Origin of the sequence: Sanguibacter gelidistatuariae, from assembly GCF_900096585.1 — a bacterium.
Classification (GTDB): Bacteria; Actinomycetota; Actinomycetes; order Actinomycetales; family Cellulomonadaceae; genus Sanguibacter; species Sanguibacter gelidistatuariae.
In genome coordinates this window covers 70,874-86,238 of the sequence record NZ_FMYH01000003.1, presented here as the reverse complement: position 1 = coordinate 86,238, position 15,365 = coordinate 70,874, and the positions used below count along the sequence as shown (strand labels likewise).

Sequence of the window (15,365 nt, the reverse complement as noted above, 5' to 3'; positions counted from 1 at the left end):
GGCACGGACCGCCCGAATCAGGATTCCGTCCTGAAGGATGGACACTCAGTCCTGGAGGATGATCTCGTAGCGCTCGGGCACGGCCTGCGCCGCGATCCACTTCGCGAGGCGGTCCATGACCTGCCCGGGCTCGGCCGAGCGCTGCGTCGTCTCGCCGACCACGCGGGTGTGCGTCCAACCCGGCCCGTCGGCATCGGTCTCGTCCCAGAAGACGATCACGACGGTCTTCCCGGACCCGTCGCTCACCTGGTCCGCGAGGGCCTGCACCCGCTCAGGCACGCCGTCCGGCAGCGCGCTGAGCCGCGTCATCTCCGACTTCACCTGCTCGACGACGACCGGGGACAGCTCGTCGACCTGCGCCTGGGACGCCCGCGGGGTCACGGTGACCGCGAGCGGGTCGACGCCGTCACGGAGGGAAGCCTTCTCCTGCGCCTCGGTGAGGTCGACCGGGAGCTCAAGAGTGTCGGCAGCGTAGCTCGAGGGCTCCGCCGCGGCGGCCCCCCGCACGAGGGTGGAGAACGCGTGGCCCGAGGTGAGCCCGGCGGCGACGACGACCACGCCGGCGCTGAGGATCGCCACGAGGATCATCGATCCGTCCCGTGGGCTCTTCATCTACGATCCTCCGATCCGTGCGGTGAGCAGACCCTCCGAGTGACGATCATCACCCTGATACCTGTGCCATCGGCAGATTTTCGCTCGTCATGATGCATTACGTGCGACTGTCTCATCGTAGGACGTGCGGATGCCTCGCGCGGCTCCCGCGAGGGTGATTTGAAGGCGCCGCACGGGCGGTCCCGATGCGGTGCCCGGCGGCGGGATCTACCCTGGCCTCATGTGCGGCCGGTTTGCGATGAACGATGCAGTCAACGCGATGATCACCGACTTCGTGCTGGCCACCGGCCGGGACCCCAGCGAGTGGATGTCCAGCTGGGTCCCGTCCTACAACATCCGCCCGACCGACCCGGTGCCGATCCTCTTGGAGACCTTCGTCGACCGCAGCGCTCCCAGCGCTCCCAGCGCTCCCAGCGACCCCACAGCTCCGACGGCCCGCCGCGCCGAGCTCGCCCAGTGGTGGCTCACCCCGTCGTCGGCCAAGGCCCTGCGCGGCTCCGCCCCGATGTTCAACGCCCGCAGCGAGACCGTGACCGAGCGTCCTGCCTTCCGCCATCCGGTCAAGCGGCAGCGGGCGGTGATCCCGGCGGCCGGGTACTTCGAGACCATGACCCTCGAGGGCAAGAAGGTCCCCCAGTTCGTCCGCCCACCGCACGGGCTGCTGTACTTCGCCGGCCTGTACTCGTGGTGGGCGGACCCTGATCTCCCCGCACACGACCCGGCCAGGTGGCACCTGACCACGACGATCCTCACCCGCGAGGCGGTCGGCGAGATCGCCCGCGTCCACGACCGGACGCCCGTGACCCTGCCGCGAGATCTCGTCGACACATGGATCGACCCGCACGTCCTCGGCGACGCTGGCCTGGTCCACGACATGGTCGACGCCGCCACGGATGTGGCCGAGACGCTCGTCTTCCACCGGGTGGCCTCCCCGATCCGGGGCGACTCACCGGAGACGATCGCGCCGGCGTGAGCCGGTTCCGGTCAGCCCTCCGGCGTGAACGCCCGCTGCAGCCGTACCGGGGCGAGCGCCCCGAGGCCGCGGACCTCGCGGCTCGGCTTCCCGGTCAGCGCGAACTTCGAGTTCTCGGCGAGCAGCGCCGCGGTGGCCTGGTCGAGCAGGACCGTGCCCGGTTCGGCCTCGGCGGTCAGCCGTGAGGCGAGGTTGACCGAGGGACCGAACACGTCGCCGAAGCGGGAGAGCACCCGCCCCCACACCAGGCTCACCCGCACCGGAGGGACGTTGACGAGGTGGCCGTCGTGCCCGGCCGTAGCCAGGCCGAGGGCCACCTCCGCGCCGGTCTCGACGTCGTCGGCGATGAACAGGACTGCGTCGCCGACCGTCTTGACGACCCGGCCGCCGGCCGCGGTGATGACGTCGCGCGCCCCGGCCTCGAAGTCGGAGACGAAGTCGGACAGCTCGGAGGAGAGCAGGCTCGCGGTGCGGGTGGTGAAGGAGACGATGTCGGCAAAACCGACCGCGCGGGGCAGCGGAAGCTCTCCTTCGCCCCGTTCGTCCGTGGCCCGCGCGCCGGAGAACTCCACGGCCCAGCGCCCGGCGAGCGCGGCGATCTGGCGTCGCCAGGCGTGCACCATCTGTGCCTCGAGCACCGGCGCGAGACTTGGCAGCCGGTCGAGCAGCAACAGCCGGGCGGAGGTGTCGTCGAGCTCGTGACGCTGGGCCATGTGCTCCACGAGCGCCTCCGCCTGCCACAGCGCGAGACGTTCCGTGGTGTGCCCCACCGAGCGGACGAGGGAGGTCAGGGACCGGTTGGAGAGCTCTTCGGTGCCGGCGACCTCGGCGATGTCACGCAGCGCTTGGGCGTCGTCGACCGTGAAGCTCCTCTCGTCGTGCCCCAGGATCGGCAGGCCGAGGGCCTGCCAGTAGGACCGCAGGAACTCGTGGCTCAGGTTCGTCTGGGCGGCGAGGTCGTCGAGGGTGAGGGAGCGTTCGCCGCCGAGCAGGGCCTCGTCGAGCGCCCGGCCTCGGTCTGCGTCGATCCGGTCCGCGTCGCGCTCGGAGATCGGCTGGGGGGACTCTTGACCAGGGGTGGGCTCGTCTGACACCACGTCAGTTTAGGCGAAGGTGATAGACATCACCGCTACGTACCGTCGTGACCTGCCCGGCGTCGTCGGTCACGAGCAGCCCGCCGTCCGGCGCGAAGCCGGTGGCCGTCCCGACCAGGATCGCGCCCCCGGTGAGCTCGACCCGCACCGTGGATCCGATCGTCGCCGAGGCGGCCTCGATCTCCCCGACCAGTCCGGCCGCCCAGGCGTCGCCGCCGGCCGCGGTCCAGCGCCCCAGAACCGAGATGCATGCCTCTGCGAGGGCGGTGAGGATGACCGACCGGTCGGTCGTCGCGGCGCCGGCGAGGGCGAGCGAGGTGGCGCTCGGGACGGGCAGCTCCTCCCGCGTCTGGGAGACGTTGAGCCCGACGCCGACGATCACACCGCCGTCGGGCAGCAGCTCGGTGAGGATGCCCGCGACCTTGCGCAGCGACCCCCAGCCCTCCAGTGCCTGGCCATCGACCTCGTCGTCAGACTGAGCACCGGCCGGCTCGCCGGCCGGGACGAGCACGTCGTTGGGCCACTTGACCTGCGCGTCGAGCCCGAGGGTCGAACGCAGCGCAGTGACCGTGGCGAGTCCGGCCAGCAACGGCAGCCAGCTCAGCGACTCCCGCGGAACCTGCGGCCGCATGAGCAGGGAGCAGGTCAGCGCGGCCCGGTCGGGAGTCTGCCAGGTGCGACCGGACCGGCCTCGGCCCGCGACCTGGTGCTCGGCGACCAGCAGCGCCGGCGCGGGCCAGGCGGCAGGGTCGGCGGCAACCGCCGCGGCGAGCTCGGTGTTGGTCGACTCCGACTCCTCCACGATGCTCAGCGCCGCGAGCGGGCCGTGCGGGACCAGCAGAAGGTCGGCCAGCAGCGTGCGGTCCAGGTGCGGGCGGCCGGCCGACTCAGGTTCCTCAGTGTGCATGCCTCCCATCATGCCTTGAAGGCATCCATGCCTTGTAGGTATCCACCAACAGCGCGCCGAGTTCCATTTCGCGGGCCCCACATGATTCGCGCGTCTCCACCAACTAGGCTCAGGGCGTGACTGACGCAACCTCCCAGCCGGCCTCTGGCACCGCAGCCAAGCTCGCAGACCTCGCGCTGCGCTACACCGAGGCGGTGACGACCCCCGAGGTCGCCGCCGCCGAGAAGCAGCACGCGCGCAAGAAGAAGACGGCCCGCGAACGCATCGACGCACTGCTCGACCCGGGCAGCTTCGTCGAGATGGATGCCTTCGCCAAGCACCGCTCGGTGAACTTCGGGCTCGAGAAGAAGCGGGTGGCCGGTGACGGCGTCGTCGTCGGGCACGGCACGGTGGACGGACGCCAGGTGTGCATCTACTCCCAGGACTTCACCGTCTTCGGGGGCAGCCTCGGCGAGGTGCACGGGCAGAAGATCACCAAGGTCATGGATCTCGCGCTGCGCACCGGGGTGCCGCTCATCGGCATCTCCGACGGCGGCGGCGCGCGCATCCAGGAGGGCGTGGCGGCCCTGACGCAGTTCGCGGAGATCTTCCGACGCAACGTCGCCGCCTCCGGGGTGATCCCGCAGATCTCCCTCATCCTCGGCCCGTCCGCGGGCGGCGCGGTGTACTCCCCCGCGCTGACCGACTTCATCGTCATGGCCGACGGCACGTCGAACATGTTCATCACCGGCCCGGACGTCATCCGCGCGGTGACCGGTGAGGACGTCGGCTTCGAAGAGCTCGGTGGCGCGCTCACGCACAACGAGCGCTCCGGCGTCGCGCACTATATGGGCGCCGACGAGGACGATGCGATCGACTACGTGCGCAACCTCCTGGACTACCTGCCCCAGAACAACCTCTCCGACGCGCCGAGCTTCGCGGCCGAGACGGCCGAGCTCGAGGTGACCGACACCGACCTCGAGCTCGACACGCTCATCCCGGACTCCGACTCCCAGCCCTACGACATGCGCGCCGTGATCGAGCACATCGTCGACGAGGGCGTGTTCCTGGAGGTGCAGCCGCTCTACGCGCGCAACATCCTCATCGGGTTTGCGCACATCGAGGGCCAGTCCGTGGGGATCGTGGCCAACCAGCCCATGTCCATGGCCGGGACGCTCGACATCAACGCCGCCGAGAAGGCCGCGCGGTTCGTGCGGACGTGCGACGCGTTCAACATCCCGGTCGTCACGCTCGTCGACGTGCCTGGCTTCCTGCCCGGGACCGACCAGGAGTGGAACGGCATCATCCGCCGCGGCGCCAAGCTCATCTACGCCTACGCCGAGGCGACCGTCCCGCTCGTCACCCTGATCACCCGCAAGGCGTACGGTGGTGCGTATATCGTCATGGGTTCCAAGCAGCTCGGCGCTGACGTGAACCTCGCCTGGCCGACGGCGCAGATCGCTGTGATGGGCGCCGGCGGCGCGGTGAACATCCTGCAGCGCGGCGCGCTCAAGGCGGCCGCCGAGGCCGGCCAGGACGTCGACGCCGAGCGCAAGCGGCTCACCGACGCCTACGAGGACGCGATCGTGAACCCGTGGGATGCGGCCGAACGTGGCTACGTCGACGCGGTCATCGCCCCTCACGACACGCGGATCCAGATCATCCGCGCGCTGCGCGCCCTGCGCACCAAGCGCGCGTCCCTCCCTCCGAAGAAGCACGGGAACATCCCACTATGAGCAACGCATTCGACCCCACCTCATCCGAGGAACCGACCGGTGACGGCGGGCACAACGAGCATGGTCACGACGAGCACGGGCACGACGACGGCCACAGCCACGGTGGGCACGACCACGCCGCCCACGGCCCGGCTCCGCTGCCCGGCGTCGACCCCGCGGACCTGCACTCCGCGGTCGACCAGATCGCAGCCGCGCTGCACGGGTACATCGAGTCTGCGGCCGGGGTGCGCGCGGAGTTCGGCGCGCACGAGGCCGACGAGGACCCGCGCATCCTCGCGATCGAGGAGCGGGTGTCCGGTCTCAACGCCGGTCTCTACGACCTCATCCACGAGCGCCTGGGCATGCACGCCGACCTCACCAGCCTCGCCTGGGAGGAAGAGCCCGGCGGCGAGCACACCGACGACGCGAGCGACGACGCGCCCGACAGCTTCCACCTCGGCTTCTACGTCTGGCCGCCCACCAGCCCGTCCGACGAGTCGATGGACTCCGTCATCTCCATGATCGACGCGGGCGGCGAAGCCATCGCCCAGCGCCTCGCCGACTCCGGCTTCCAGGTCTCGGAGTGGGGCGCCGCCCGCGGGACGCCCGTCCTCTTCGAGGACGACTCCGACGAGGACTCCGACGGTGAGCACTGAGCCGACCGCCCGGGTGACCGAGATCTCGGCGGCCGGTCCGGCCGCCGAGATCGTCGAGGCTGCCGCGCAGATGCGCGTGGTCCGCGGCGCCCCCGACGACCTCGAGGTCGCCGCGCTCGTCGCCGGCCTGGTCGCGGTCGCCTCCTCCGGCGCCCACCTGCCCGACGACGTACCGGCGCCCGCGCAGTGGACCCGGCGGTCTCGCCCGGCCCCGGCGCTGCCCACCGGCGGGGACTCCTGGCGCTGGAGCCTGCGCTAGCCCTGCGGACGCGCTCGCCCGAGGGACGCCACGACGGTGTGGTCCTGTGCACACGGCGTACGGTGAGGGAGACCGCTCGATCCGCCCCGGCATCGACGAGGAGACCCGTGCTGCACACTCCAGCGAGCGCCGCCGACCAGAGACCGGACGCCGAGGCGGGCACGCCGTGGCACACCCTGACGCCCGACGACGCGGCAACGGTGCTCGACGTCGACCCGGTCACAGGCCTGAGCACAGCCGAGGCGAGGCGCCGCCTCGGTGAGACCGGCGCGAACCAGCTTGACGAGCCCCCTGCAGCACCCGTCTGGCGCAAGGTACTCGCGCTGCTCACTGAACCGATGACGGTGGTCCTCGTCATCGCCGCGGTGATCAGCGCACTGGTCTCCCACGAGCTGGAGACGCCACTCGTCATCCTCGCGGTCGTCATCTTCAACGCCGTACTGAACCTCGTTCAGGAGCGGCGCGCCCAGGACAGCCTCGTCGCCCTGCAGGACATGACCGTGACACGGGCGCGCGTCCGTCGCGACGGGAAGGTGACACTCGTCGAGGCCCACGCGCTCGTCCCCGGCGACGTCGTCCTGCTCGAGGCAGGTGACGTGGTGCCCGCCGACGGGCGGCTGCTCGAGGCAGCCGGCCTGGAGATCCAGGAGGCGGCACTCACCGGCGAGGCGTCGCCGGTCGGCAAGTCGACGGCCGCGATCGCCGATCCTCACATCGGCACGGGCGACCGCGTCGACATGGCGTTCATGAGCACCGAGGTGACCCGCGGCCGCGGGCTGCTCGTGGTCACGACTACCGGCATGGGTACCGAGATCGGCCGGGTCGCAGGGCTCCTCGGCTCCGCCGGCCGCGAGACCACGCCCCTGCAACGCCAGATCGCCCATCTCGCCACGCTCCTGAGCGTCATCGCGGGGATCGTCGTCACGATCGTCTTCGTGCTCGGGCTCCTGCGCGGCACCGACGTCGCCGACCTCCTCCTCACCGCCGTCTCCCTCGCGGTGGCGACGATCCCGGAAGGACTCACGGCGGTCGTCGCCTTCACCCTGGCGATGGGGGCTGGGCGCCTGGCCCGCCGCGGCGCGATCATGAAGAAGCTTTCTTCGGTCGAGACCCTCGGTTCCACCGCGCACATCGCCACCGACAAGACCGGCACCCTGACCCTCAACCAGATGACCGCCCGGGAGCTGTTCGCAGGGCAGCGGCTCTTCGAGATCACCGGCGAGGGGTACAGGACCGACGGCCGGCTCCGCGTCACCGGCGAGGGCGCTGCGCCCGACGTGCGCGCCGCGCTGCTGGGCATGGCACTCGCGAGTGAGGCCGTCGTGCACGACGGCGCGCTCGTCGGCGACCCGACGGAGGGGGCGCTCGTCGTCCTGGCTGCCAAGGGCGGGCTCGACGTCGAGGCCGCGCGCACGAGCTGGCCGCGCACCGCCGAGATCCCCTTCGACTCCGACCGCAAGTACATGGCCACGTTCCACCGGTGGGACGCCATCGGCGCTGGGGCAGCGGTCGAGCCCGCCCTGGCCGCATGGGGCGAGGGCCTGGCCCCCGACGAACGCACCGGGACGCGCGTGTTCGTCAAGGGAGGGCCCGACGTCGTCCTCGGACGGTGTGCCTGGCTCGACACCCCCACAGGCACCGTCCCCCTCGACGCGGCCCAGCTCGAACGGCTCTCCTCCCTCAACGTCGCCATCGGCTCCCGTGGGCTACGCGTCATGGCAGTCGCGCAGCGGGACGTGCCCGCCGCGGACGCCGCCCTCGCGTCCGCGACCTCCACCCCCCAGGAGCTCGAGCCGCTCGCGCGCGACCTCACGCTCCTGGCCCTCGTGGGGATCGTGGACCCGCCGCGGCCGGAGGCGCGCGAGGCGATCGCGCTGGCACAGCGTGCCGGTATCGCGGTGCATCTCATCACGGGTGACCACGTCGGCACCGCGTCGGCGATCGCCGCGGACCTCGGGATCGGCGGGCGGGCCGTGTCCGGTGCGGAGCTCGATGCCCTGACGGACGACGAGCTCGCCGAGAGGGCTCGCACGTACGGCGTCGTCGCCCGCGTCAGTCCCGAGCACAAGATCCGGATGGTCGACGCGCTGCGGTCGGACGGCTCGGTGGTCGCGATGACGGGCGACGGCGTGAACGACGCGCCGGCTCTCAAGGAGGCGGACATCGGCATCGCCATGGGGATCACCGGGACGGAGGTGTCGAAGGGCGCGGCGTCGATGATCCTCACGGACGACAACTTCGCGACCATCATCACCGCGGTCCGCGAGGGCCGCGGGATCTACGACAACGTGGTGAAGTTCGTCCGCTTCCAGATCGCGACGTCGTGGGGCTTCGTGCTGATCTTCCTGGCTGCGGGGGTGCTGGGGATCGCCGGAGGTGCACCGTTCTCGGCCCTCCAGATCCTCTGGGTCAACATCATCATGGACGGTCCGCCGGCCATGGCCCTGGGCCTCGACCGGCCCGACCCCGACGTCATGCACCGTCCGCCACGACCGGTTGGCGAGAAGATCCTCACGGGTTCACGGATCGGGCGGATCCTGCTCTCGGCAGGGGTCATGGCTGCGGGGACGCTCGGCATCCTGGCGTTGGCTCCAGGGACGGAACCGACCGCTGGGCTCGCCACCGAGGCAGGCACGCTCGCCTTCACGACCTTCGTCCTGTTTCAGGTGTTCAACCTGCTCAACGTCCGCAGCCGCGAGACGACCGTGTTCAGCCGTCGGACGTTCACGAACCGGTCGCTGTGGATCTCGCTCGGGGTGATCCTCGTCCTGCAGGTCGCGGTCGTCCAGGTGCCCGTGCTCCAGGGGCTGTTCACCACGACCGTGCTCGACGCCGCGCAATGGGCGACCGCCGTCGCAGTGGCCTCGTCGGTCCTGTGGGTCGAGGAGGCGCGCAAGGTGGTCAGCCGAACAGCTTGGAGCCGTGCTCGATGAAGATCGCCGCGAACAGGAGCGCCACCCAGGCGATGCCGGCGTAGAGGTCGTAGTCGGCCCGGAACCAGCCACGGACCCGGGCCTGGAGCGTGGCCGGCAGGTAGAGGTTGTTCTCGCGGACGTTGTAGTGCAGCAGCGTGAGGAAGACGAGCGACGTCGAGATCGTGATGAGCAGGCACCACGGGCACAGCGCGCCGATGACCCACATGGACTGGCTGAACAGCCACACCGCGAAGGCCAGGCCGGCCAGGTAGATGACTTGCGCGGTGAACATGAACCAGCGGGGGAAACGCACCCCCGCCAGGCCCGCGACCGCGATCGTGATGACGACCGGTTCGGTGATCAGCCCGAGGAACGCGTTCGGGAAGCCGAATAGGCTCGCCTGCCAGGACAGCCCGACCGTCCCGCAGCTGATCACGGCGTTGACGTTGCAGCTCAGCGCGGTCAGGGGGTCCTCAGCGAGCTTGATCGCGTCGTAGGAGAGCACAAACGCGGCGATCAGGCTCAGCGTGGCCGAGAACAGCATGGTCGCGAAGATCCAGCGGGTGGAGTGCCGGAACCCGGTCATCGCCTGGGCGGCCTCGGCCAGCTCCTCGTCCGTCATGTCGAAGTCGTCGGCCGCTGTCGCGGCCTCGAGGACCTCTCGCGTGTCCACCTCGTCGTGCGCCATGGTGCTGTCCCCTCAGACGGTGCCGGCGGTGTTCGCAGCGAGGAGCAGGTCCCCGGAACCATGATCCCGTACGGCCGCGCTGGACGGTCGGGACCATCGTCCCCGGCGTGTCCTGGAGTAGCGTTCTGACCATGACAAACCCTTCCCCCGTGCCATCACGCACCCCGTCCGAGATCGACGGACTGGCCAACGCCTTCGTCCAGTCCGCGGTCAAGCTCAACCCCTTCGGGGCGACGTCCCTGGGCATCCCCGGCTATGACCACCTCGTCACCGACTTCTCCCCCGCGGGCATCGAGGCGCGCGCCTCGCTCGTGCGCACCGTCCTGGCCGACGTCGAGGCGCTCACCCCGGTCGACGACGTCGACGTGGTCACCCAGGCGGCCATGCGCGAGCGCCTCGGGCTCGACCTCGAGCTCAACGCGGCCGGCGAGGAGCACGCGATGCTCAACGTCATCGCGAGCCCGCTGCAGGAGATGCGCGACGTCTTCGACGTCTCCGGCCAGGACACCCCCGAGCAGTGGGAGAACATCGCCGCGCGCCTCAACGCGCTGGGCACGTCCGTCGACGGCTACATCGAGTCGCTGCGCTACGCCGCCTCTCGCGGGCAGGTCGCCGCGATCCTCCAGGTGAGCGAGGGCGTCAAGCAGGCCGCCGAGCTGGCCGACCCGGCCGAGTCGTTCTTCACGTCCTTCGTCTCCGGCCCGGCCGCCGCGGCCGCCCTGGACGACTCCTCCTCGTGCGCGGCGATCCGCAAGGAGCTTGAGTTCGGGGCCGTCGCGGCCCGGGAGGCCTACGGCCGCCTGGCGGACTTCCTGCGCGACGAGCTCGCCCCGCAGGCACCCACCCGCGACGCCGTGGGCCGCGAGCGCTACGCCCTCGCCTCCCGGTACTTCCTCGGCGCGACCGTCGACCTCGACGAGACCTACGAGTGGGGCCTGGAAGAGCTGGCCCGCGTGGTCGCCGAGCAGCAGTCCGTCGCCGAGCAGGTCGCCGGCCGGGGCGCGAGCATCGAGGAGGCCGTCGCCCTGCTCGACGCCGACCCGTCCCGGGTGCTGCACGGCACCGCCGCGCTGCGCTCATGGATGCAGGAGACGTCCGACGAGGCGATCCGCGCCCTGAACGGTGTGCACTTCGACATCCCCGCCCCGGTCCTCGACCTGGAGTGCATGATCGCCCCGACCCAGAACGGCGGGATCTACTACACCCCGCCGAGCGACGACTTCTCCCGCCCGGGCCGCATGTGGTGGTCCGTCCCGCCCGAGGTCACCTCGTTCAACACGTGGCGCGAGAAGACGACGGTCTTCCACGAGGGTGTGCCCGGCCACCACCTGCAGTGCGGGCAGGCCGTCTACGAGCGCGAGACCCTCAACGACTGGCGCCGGTTGGCCTGCTGGGTCTCCGGGCACGGCGAGGGCTGGGCGCTCTACGCCGAGCGCCTCATGGCCGACCTCGGCTTCCTCGACGACCCGGGCGACCGGCTCGGCATGCTCGACGCCCAGCGCATGCGCGCCGCCCGTGTCGTGCTCGACATCGGCGTGCACCTGGGCAAGCCGGCCCCCGCGGTCTGGGGTGGCGGCACCTGGGACGCGGACAAGGCATGGGGCTTCCTGCGCGCCAACGTCAACATGCCCGAGGCCTTCGTCCGCTTCGAGCTCAACCGGTACCTCGGCTGGCCGGGGCAGGCGCCGTCGTACAAGGTCGGTCAACGCCTGTGGGAGCAGACCCGCGACGCCGCGAAGGCGGCGGCCACGGGGCGCGGCGAGGACTTCGACATCCGCGCCTTCCACGCGCGGGCGCTCGGTCTCGGATCGGTCGGCCTGGACGTCCTCAAGGACGCCCTGTCCTGACCCGTCACCTTCCGCTCATCTCTCCGCTGAGTGCGGTCAGACGGCTGCCCGATGTCCGGTTTGGGCAGCCATCTCCCCGCACTCAGCGAGGTTTTCGCCTGTGCGGGGTGCCGGTCGGGCGGAGCGCCGGGGCCCGCGCCCGCTGAGGGTCGTGCGCGGGCCCCGGCGCGATCGTGGGGCGGGTGTCACCCGCCGTTGACGGACGCCTCCACGGCGTCCCGGACTGCCTGTCCCCAGGCCTCGTAGCTGTCTCCCCTGACCGGCACGCCGTCGACAAACACCTGCGGGACGCTCTGGATCCCGGACGCGAAGGCCGCATCCGTGGCCGCGTCGACGAAGGGGTCGTAGGCCCGGGCCGTGTAGGCCGCGAGCGCAGCGTCGTCCAGGTGGGACCCGGCATCCAGCGCGAACTGGGCAAGCTCGGTGGGCGACGGCGCGTCAGCCTGCGCCTCGAAGATCGCGTCCTGGACGACGATCCACGAGGCCGGGTCGTGCGCGGCGACGGTGGCGAGCAGGTTTGCCGCCGCGGTCGAGAAGTCCTTCGAGGACTGGCCCAGGAAGTCGACCGTGACGATCTCGATCGCGACGTCGCCGCCGCTGGCCCAGGTCACGAGGTCTCCCCCGAGCACGCCGTGCAGGCTGTTGCAGTGCGGGCAGGCCATGTCCTGGTAGATGAGCACGCGGGTCGGCGCCGTCACCTCCCCGAGGATGATCGACTCCCCGGTGATCGTCAGGGGCACCCCCTCGGTCGTCGTGAAGGTCCCCTGCGTGGGCAGGCCAGAGGCCCGCGCGACGTCCGTGGCCGTTCCATCAGGTGACTCGCTCGCCTCGGCCGAGGCAGACGCCGTCACCTCGCTGGCGTTCTTGCCCGCCGGGTCGGCGGAGCAGCCGACGACGGAGAGCAGCACGGCGCCCGTGACAGCCGCGCCCAGCACGGGGAGTCGGCGAGAGACGGTTGCGAACATGGGACGATTCTCCTCGATAGAAACCCTGACAGGCCGGGACGAAGGTCCGACCCCCCCTTGGCGCACTAGGCTAGTCGGCGTGACCACGCTGCTCCTTGCCTCCGCCTCCCCCGCCCGCCGCACCACGCTCATCACCGCCGGCGTCGTGCCCTTCGTCCGCATCTCCGACGTCGACGAGGACGCCGTCCTGGCCGCGGCCCGCGAACGGTTCGGCGCCCTCGAGCCCGCCGACGCGGTTCTGCTGCTCGCCCAGGCCAAGGCCGAGGCCGTGACCCAGCTAGTCGAGGCCGAGGCCGAGATCGCGGGCACCGACGACGAGCCGGCCCCGATCGACGGCGACGTCGTCGTGGGCTGCGACTCCATGCTCGAGCTCGACGGTGAGATCTACGGCAAGCCCGCCTCGCCCGCGGAGGCCGTGGCGCGCTGGCAGGTGATGCGTGGCCGTTCCGGCGTGCTGCACACCGGCCACTGGATCGTCGACCTGCGCAGCGCGGACAACGGCGGGACCGGGGGCACCCTCGGGGCGAGCAGCGCGACCGTCGTCCACTTCGCCGACATCTCCGACGCAGAGATCGAGGCGTACGTCGCGACCGGCGAGCCGCTCGCCGTCGCCGGGGCCTTTACGATCGATGGGCTGGGAGGCGCGTTCATCGACCGGATCGAAGGCGACCACCACAGCGTCGTCGGGCTGAGCCTGCCGCTGCTGCGCGAGCTGCTCGGCCAGCTCGGGCTGGCGTGGACCGACCTGTGGGTTCCCGCCACCTGACGTGCCGCACGGTGCACGCGGATGTACACCTCCACCAACGGACCGGGCCCACAACGGCATCGCATCCGATATGCGGGCCAGCGCCATAGAGGATTCCTACAACCGCCCGCGAATCAGGTTGGTCGACTCCCCAATCTTGGTTCCGCAGGCGCGCCTACCGTGAAAAATGCCGCACCGAGGCGTTACGGTAAGCCGTGCCCCTCATCTCCAAGGTCCTCATCGCCAACCGTGGCGAGATCGCCGTCCGCATCGCTCGCGCCTGCGCCGACGCCTCCATCGCCTCGGTCGCCGTGTACGCCGACTCCGACCGCGAAGCCCTCCACGTCCGTCTCTGCGACGAGGCCTACGCGCTGGGCGGCAACCGCGCCGCCGAGACCTACCTCGACATGGGCAAGCTGCTCGACGTCGCGCGGCGTGCCGGAGCCGACGCCGTGCACCCCGGCTACGGTTTCCTCGCCGAGAACGCCGACTTCGCCCGCGCCGTGATCGCCGCCGGCCTCACCTGGATCGGCCCGCCCCCCTCGGCCATCGACTCCCTCGGCGACAAGGTCAGTGCGCGGCACATCGCTCTGCGGGCCGGCGCGCCGCTCGTCCCGGGAACCCCCGACCCGGTCGCCGACGCGAGCGAGGTGCATGCCTTCGCCGCGGAGTTCGGGCTGCCCGTCGCGATCAAGGCTGCGTTTGGTGGCGGCGGGCGCGGCCTCAAGGTTGCGCGCACGGCCGACGAGATCGACGAGATGTTCGAGTCCGCGGTCCGCGAGGCCACGGCCGCCTTCGGCCGCGGCGAGTGCTTCGTCGAGCGCTACCTCGACCGCCCGCGCCACGTGGAGACCCAGTGCCTCGCGGACGAGCACGGGACCGTCGTGGTCGTCTCCACGCGTGACTGCTCCCTCCAGCGCCGCCACCAGAAGCTCGTCGAGGAGGCGCCCGCGCCCTTCCTCACCGACGCCCAGCGCACCGAGCTCTACGCCTCCTCCGAGGCCATCCTGCGCGAGGCCGGGTACGTCGGCGCCGGCACGTGCGAGTTCCTCATCGGGGCGGACGGCACGCTGTCCTTCCTCGAGGTCAATACCCGCCTGCAGGTCGAGCACACGGTCAGCGAAGAGGTCTCCGGCATCGACCTGGTCCGCGAGCAGCTGCGGATCGCCGCGGGTGAGCCGCTCGGCTACTCGAGCGTCGAGACCCGCGGGCACTCGATCGAGTTCCGGATCAACGGCGAGGACCCGAGCGCGAACTTCCTGCCCGCACCGGGAAAGATCACGCGCATGCGCCTGCCGAGCGGGCCGGGCGTCCGCGTCGACACCGGCGTCGTCGAGGGCGACACGATCTCCGGAGCCTTCGACTCCCTCCTCGCCAAGGTCATCGTGACAGGCGCGACCCGCGCCGAGGCCATCCAGCGGGCCCGCCGAGCGCTGCGCGAGTTCGAGGTGGTCGGCGTCCCCACCGTCACCCCCTTCCACCGCGCGGTGCTCGAGGCAGACGCCTTCGTCAAGGACGAGCCGTTCTCCGTGCACACGCGGTGGATCGAGACCGAGTTCGCCGAGGAGTGCGCCGCCCTGGGCGCACCCGCCCCGGTCCAGGCCGAGGACGACGCGCCGGCCGCGACCGAGCGGGTGGTCGTCGAGGTCGGCGGCAAGCGCCTCGAGGTCGTCATCCCCGCCGGCCTGGGCATCGGCTCAGGGCTCGCCAGCCGGTCCCGGGGCGGCGCGGCCCGCCGCCCCGCCCGCCGCACGACGGTCAAGGCCACGAGCGGCAGCGGCACCTCGCTCAGCTCACCCATGCAGGGCACGATCGTCAAGGTCGCAGTGGCCGACGGCGCGACCGTCGCCAAGGGCGACCTCGTCGTCGTGCTCGAGGCCATGAAGATGGAGCAGCCGCTGCTCGCCCACCGCGACGGGACCGTCACCGGCCTGACCGCCACGGTCGGCGCCGGGGTGAGCTCGGGATCGGTCATCTGCGAGATCCTCGACTGACCGAGATCGTGGACCT

The 15,365-nt window shown here is 71.2% G+C and carries 13 protein-coding genes; 8 read left to right on the top strand and 5 right to left on the bottom strand.

What is annotated here, in order from left to right:
- Nucleotides 1–45: 45 nt before the first annotated feature.
- Entirely contained in the window at nt 46–612 is a 567-nt protein-coding gene (locus BLQ50_RS08105) for a hypothetical protein (RefSeq protein WP_093182773.1), read from the bottom strand.
- A gap of 220 nt (nt 613–832) precedes the next feature.
- Here BLQ50_RS08105 and BLQ50_RS08100 point away from each other — a divergent pair, with 220 nt between their 5' ends.
- Nucleotides 833–1,585 (top strand): SOS response-associated peptidase, encoded by a 753-nt coding sequence (locus BLQ50_RS08100; RefSeq protein WP_093183286.1) that lies wholly within the window; start codon nt 833–835, stop codon nt 1,583–1,585.
- Between the two features lie 11 nt (nt 1,586–1,596).
- Here the strand turns inward: BLQ50_RS08100 and BLQ50_RS08095 are convergent, their stop codons facing one another.
- Entirely contained in the window at nt 1,597–2,679 is a 1,083-nt protein-coding gene (locus tag BLQ50_RS08095; protein WP_342672056.1) for an adenylate/guanylate cyclase domain-containing protein, read from the bottom strand.
- 4 nt (nt 2,680–2,683) lie between these two features.
- Nucleotides 2,684–3,586 carry a biotin--[acetyl-CoA-carboxylase] ligase gene (locus BLQ50_RS08090; RefSeq protein ID WP_093183284.1) on the bottom strand — a complete coding sequence of 301 codons (903 nt, stop codon included), beginning with the start codon at nt 3,584–3,586 and terminating at the stop codon, nt 2,684–2,686.
- A 116-nt stretch (nt 3,587–3,702) separates the two neighbouring features.
- On the opposite strand from BLQ50_RS08090, the gene BLQ50_RS08085 reads away from it, so the two are divergent.
- From BLQ50_RS08085 to BLQ50_RS08070, 4 genes are all read left to right on the top strand, one after another.
- Nucleotides 3,703–5,301 carry an acyl-CoA carboxylase subunit beta gene (locus tag BLQ50_RS08085; protein WP_093182769.1) on the top strand — a complete coding sequence of 533 codons (1,599 nt, stop codon included), beginning with the start codon at nt 3,703–3,705 and terminating at the stop codon, nt 5,299–5,301.
- The gene (locus BLQ50_RS08080) at nt 5,298–5,936 is read left to right on the top strand and encodes a hypothetical protein (protein ID WP_245701003.1); all 639 of its coding nucleotides are present in this window, start codon (nt 5,298–5,300) and stop codon (nt 5,934–5,936) included. The genes BLQ50_RS08085 and BLQ50_RS08080 overlap by 4 nt, the downstream gene beginning before the upstream one ends.
- Nucleotides 5,926–6,195, top strand: coding sequence for an acyl-CoA carboxylase subunit epsilon (locus tag BLQ50_RS08075; RefSeq protein ID WP_245701002.1), 270 nt, complete (start codon nt 5,926–5,928; stop codon nt 6,193–6,195). Before BLQ50_RS08080 ends, BLQ50_RS08075 begins: the two co-directional genes overlap by 11 nt.
- Before the next feature lie 107 nt (nt 6,196–6,302).
- On the top strand, nt 6,303–9,128 hold the full coding sequence (locus tag BLQ50_RS08070) for a cation-translocating P-type ATPase (protein ID WP_217629136.1): 2,826 nt from the start codon (nt 6,303–6,305) through the stop codon (nt 9,126–9,128).
- Here BLQ50_RS08070 and BLQ50_RS08065 read toward each other — a convergent pair.
- Nucleotides 9,097–9,798: a vitamin K epoxide reductase family protein gene (locus tag BLQ50_RS08065; protein ID WP_093182767.1), complete on the bottom strand. Its 702-nt coding sequence runs from the start codon at nt 9,796–9,798 to the stop codon at nt 9,097–9,099. The two genes, BLQ50_RS08070 and BLQ50_RS08065, sit on opposite strands and share 32 nt — an antisense overlap.
- Nucleotides 9,799–9,929: 131 nt before the next feature.
- Between BLQ50_RS08065 and BLQ50_RS08060 the strand changes: the two genes are divergently transcribed.
- Nucleotides 9,930–11,645, top strand: coding sequence for a DUF885 domain-containing protein (locus tag BLQ50_RS08060; RefSeq protein ID WP_093182765.1), 1,716 nt, complete (start codon nt 9,930–9,932; stop codon nt 11,643–11,645).
- A 185-nt stretch (nt 11,646–11,830) separates the two neighbouring features.
- Here BLQ50_RS08060 and BLQ50_RS08055 read toward each other — a convergent pair whose 3' ends face one another.
- Nucleotides 11,831–12,610 (bottom strand): DsbA family protein, encoded by a 780-nt coding sequence (locus tag BLQ50_RS08055; RefSeq protein WP_175559073.1) that lies wholly within the window; start codon nt 12,608–12,610, stop codon nt 11,831–11,833.
- Nucleotides 12,611–12,689: 79 nt separating this feature from the next.
- Here BLQ50_RS08055 and BLQ50_RS08050 point away from each other — a divergent pair, with 79 nt between their 5' ends.
- Entirely contained in the window at nt 12,690–13,376 is a 687-nt protein-coding gene (locus BLQ50_RS08050) for a Maf family protein (protein ID WP_093183277.1), read from the top strand.
- 194 nt (nt 13,377–13,570) lie between these two features.
- On the top strand, nt 13,571–15,349 hold the full coding sequence (locus BLQ50_RS08045; RefSeq protein ID WP_175559072.1) for an acetyl/propionyl/methylcrotonyl-CoA carboxylase subunit alpha: 1,779 nt from the start codon (nt 13,571–13,573) through the stop codon (nt 15,347–15,349).
- Nucleotides 15,350–15,365 lie beyond the last annotated feature (16 nt).

Coding starts and splice junctions, on each gene's coding strand:
- BLQ50_RS08055 (WP_175559073.1), bottom strand. CDS start 12,610: ATGTTCGCAACCGTCTCTCGCCGACTCCCCGTGCTGGGCGCGGCTGTC.
- BLQ50_RS08060 (WP_093182765.1), top strand. CDS start 9,930: ATGACAAACCCTTCCCCCGTGCCATCACGCACCCCGTCCGAGATCGAC.
- BLQ50_RS08065 (WP_093182767.1), bottom strand. CDS start 9,798: ATGGCGCACGACGAGGTGGACACGCGAGAGGTCCTCGAGGCCGCGACA.
- BLQ50_RS08100 (WP_093183286.1), top strand. CDS start 833: ATGTGCGGCCGGTTTGCGATGAACGATGCAGTCAACGCGATGATCACC.
- BLQ50_RS08090 (WP_093183284.1), bottom strand. CDS start 3,586: ATGCACACTGAGGAACCTGAGTCGGCCGGCCGCCCGCACCTGGACCGC.
- BLQ50_RS08080 (WP_245701003.1), top strand. CDS start 5,298: ATGAGCAACGCATTCGACCCCACCTCATCCGAGGAACCGACCGGTGAC.
- BLQ50_RS08105 (WP_093182773.1), bottom strand. CDS start 612: ATGAAGAGCCCACGGGACGGATCGATGATCCTCGTGGCGATCCTCAGC.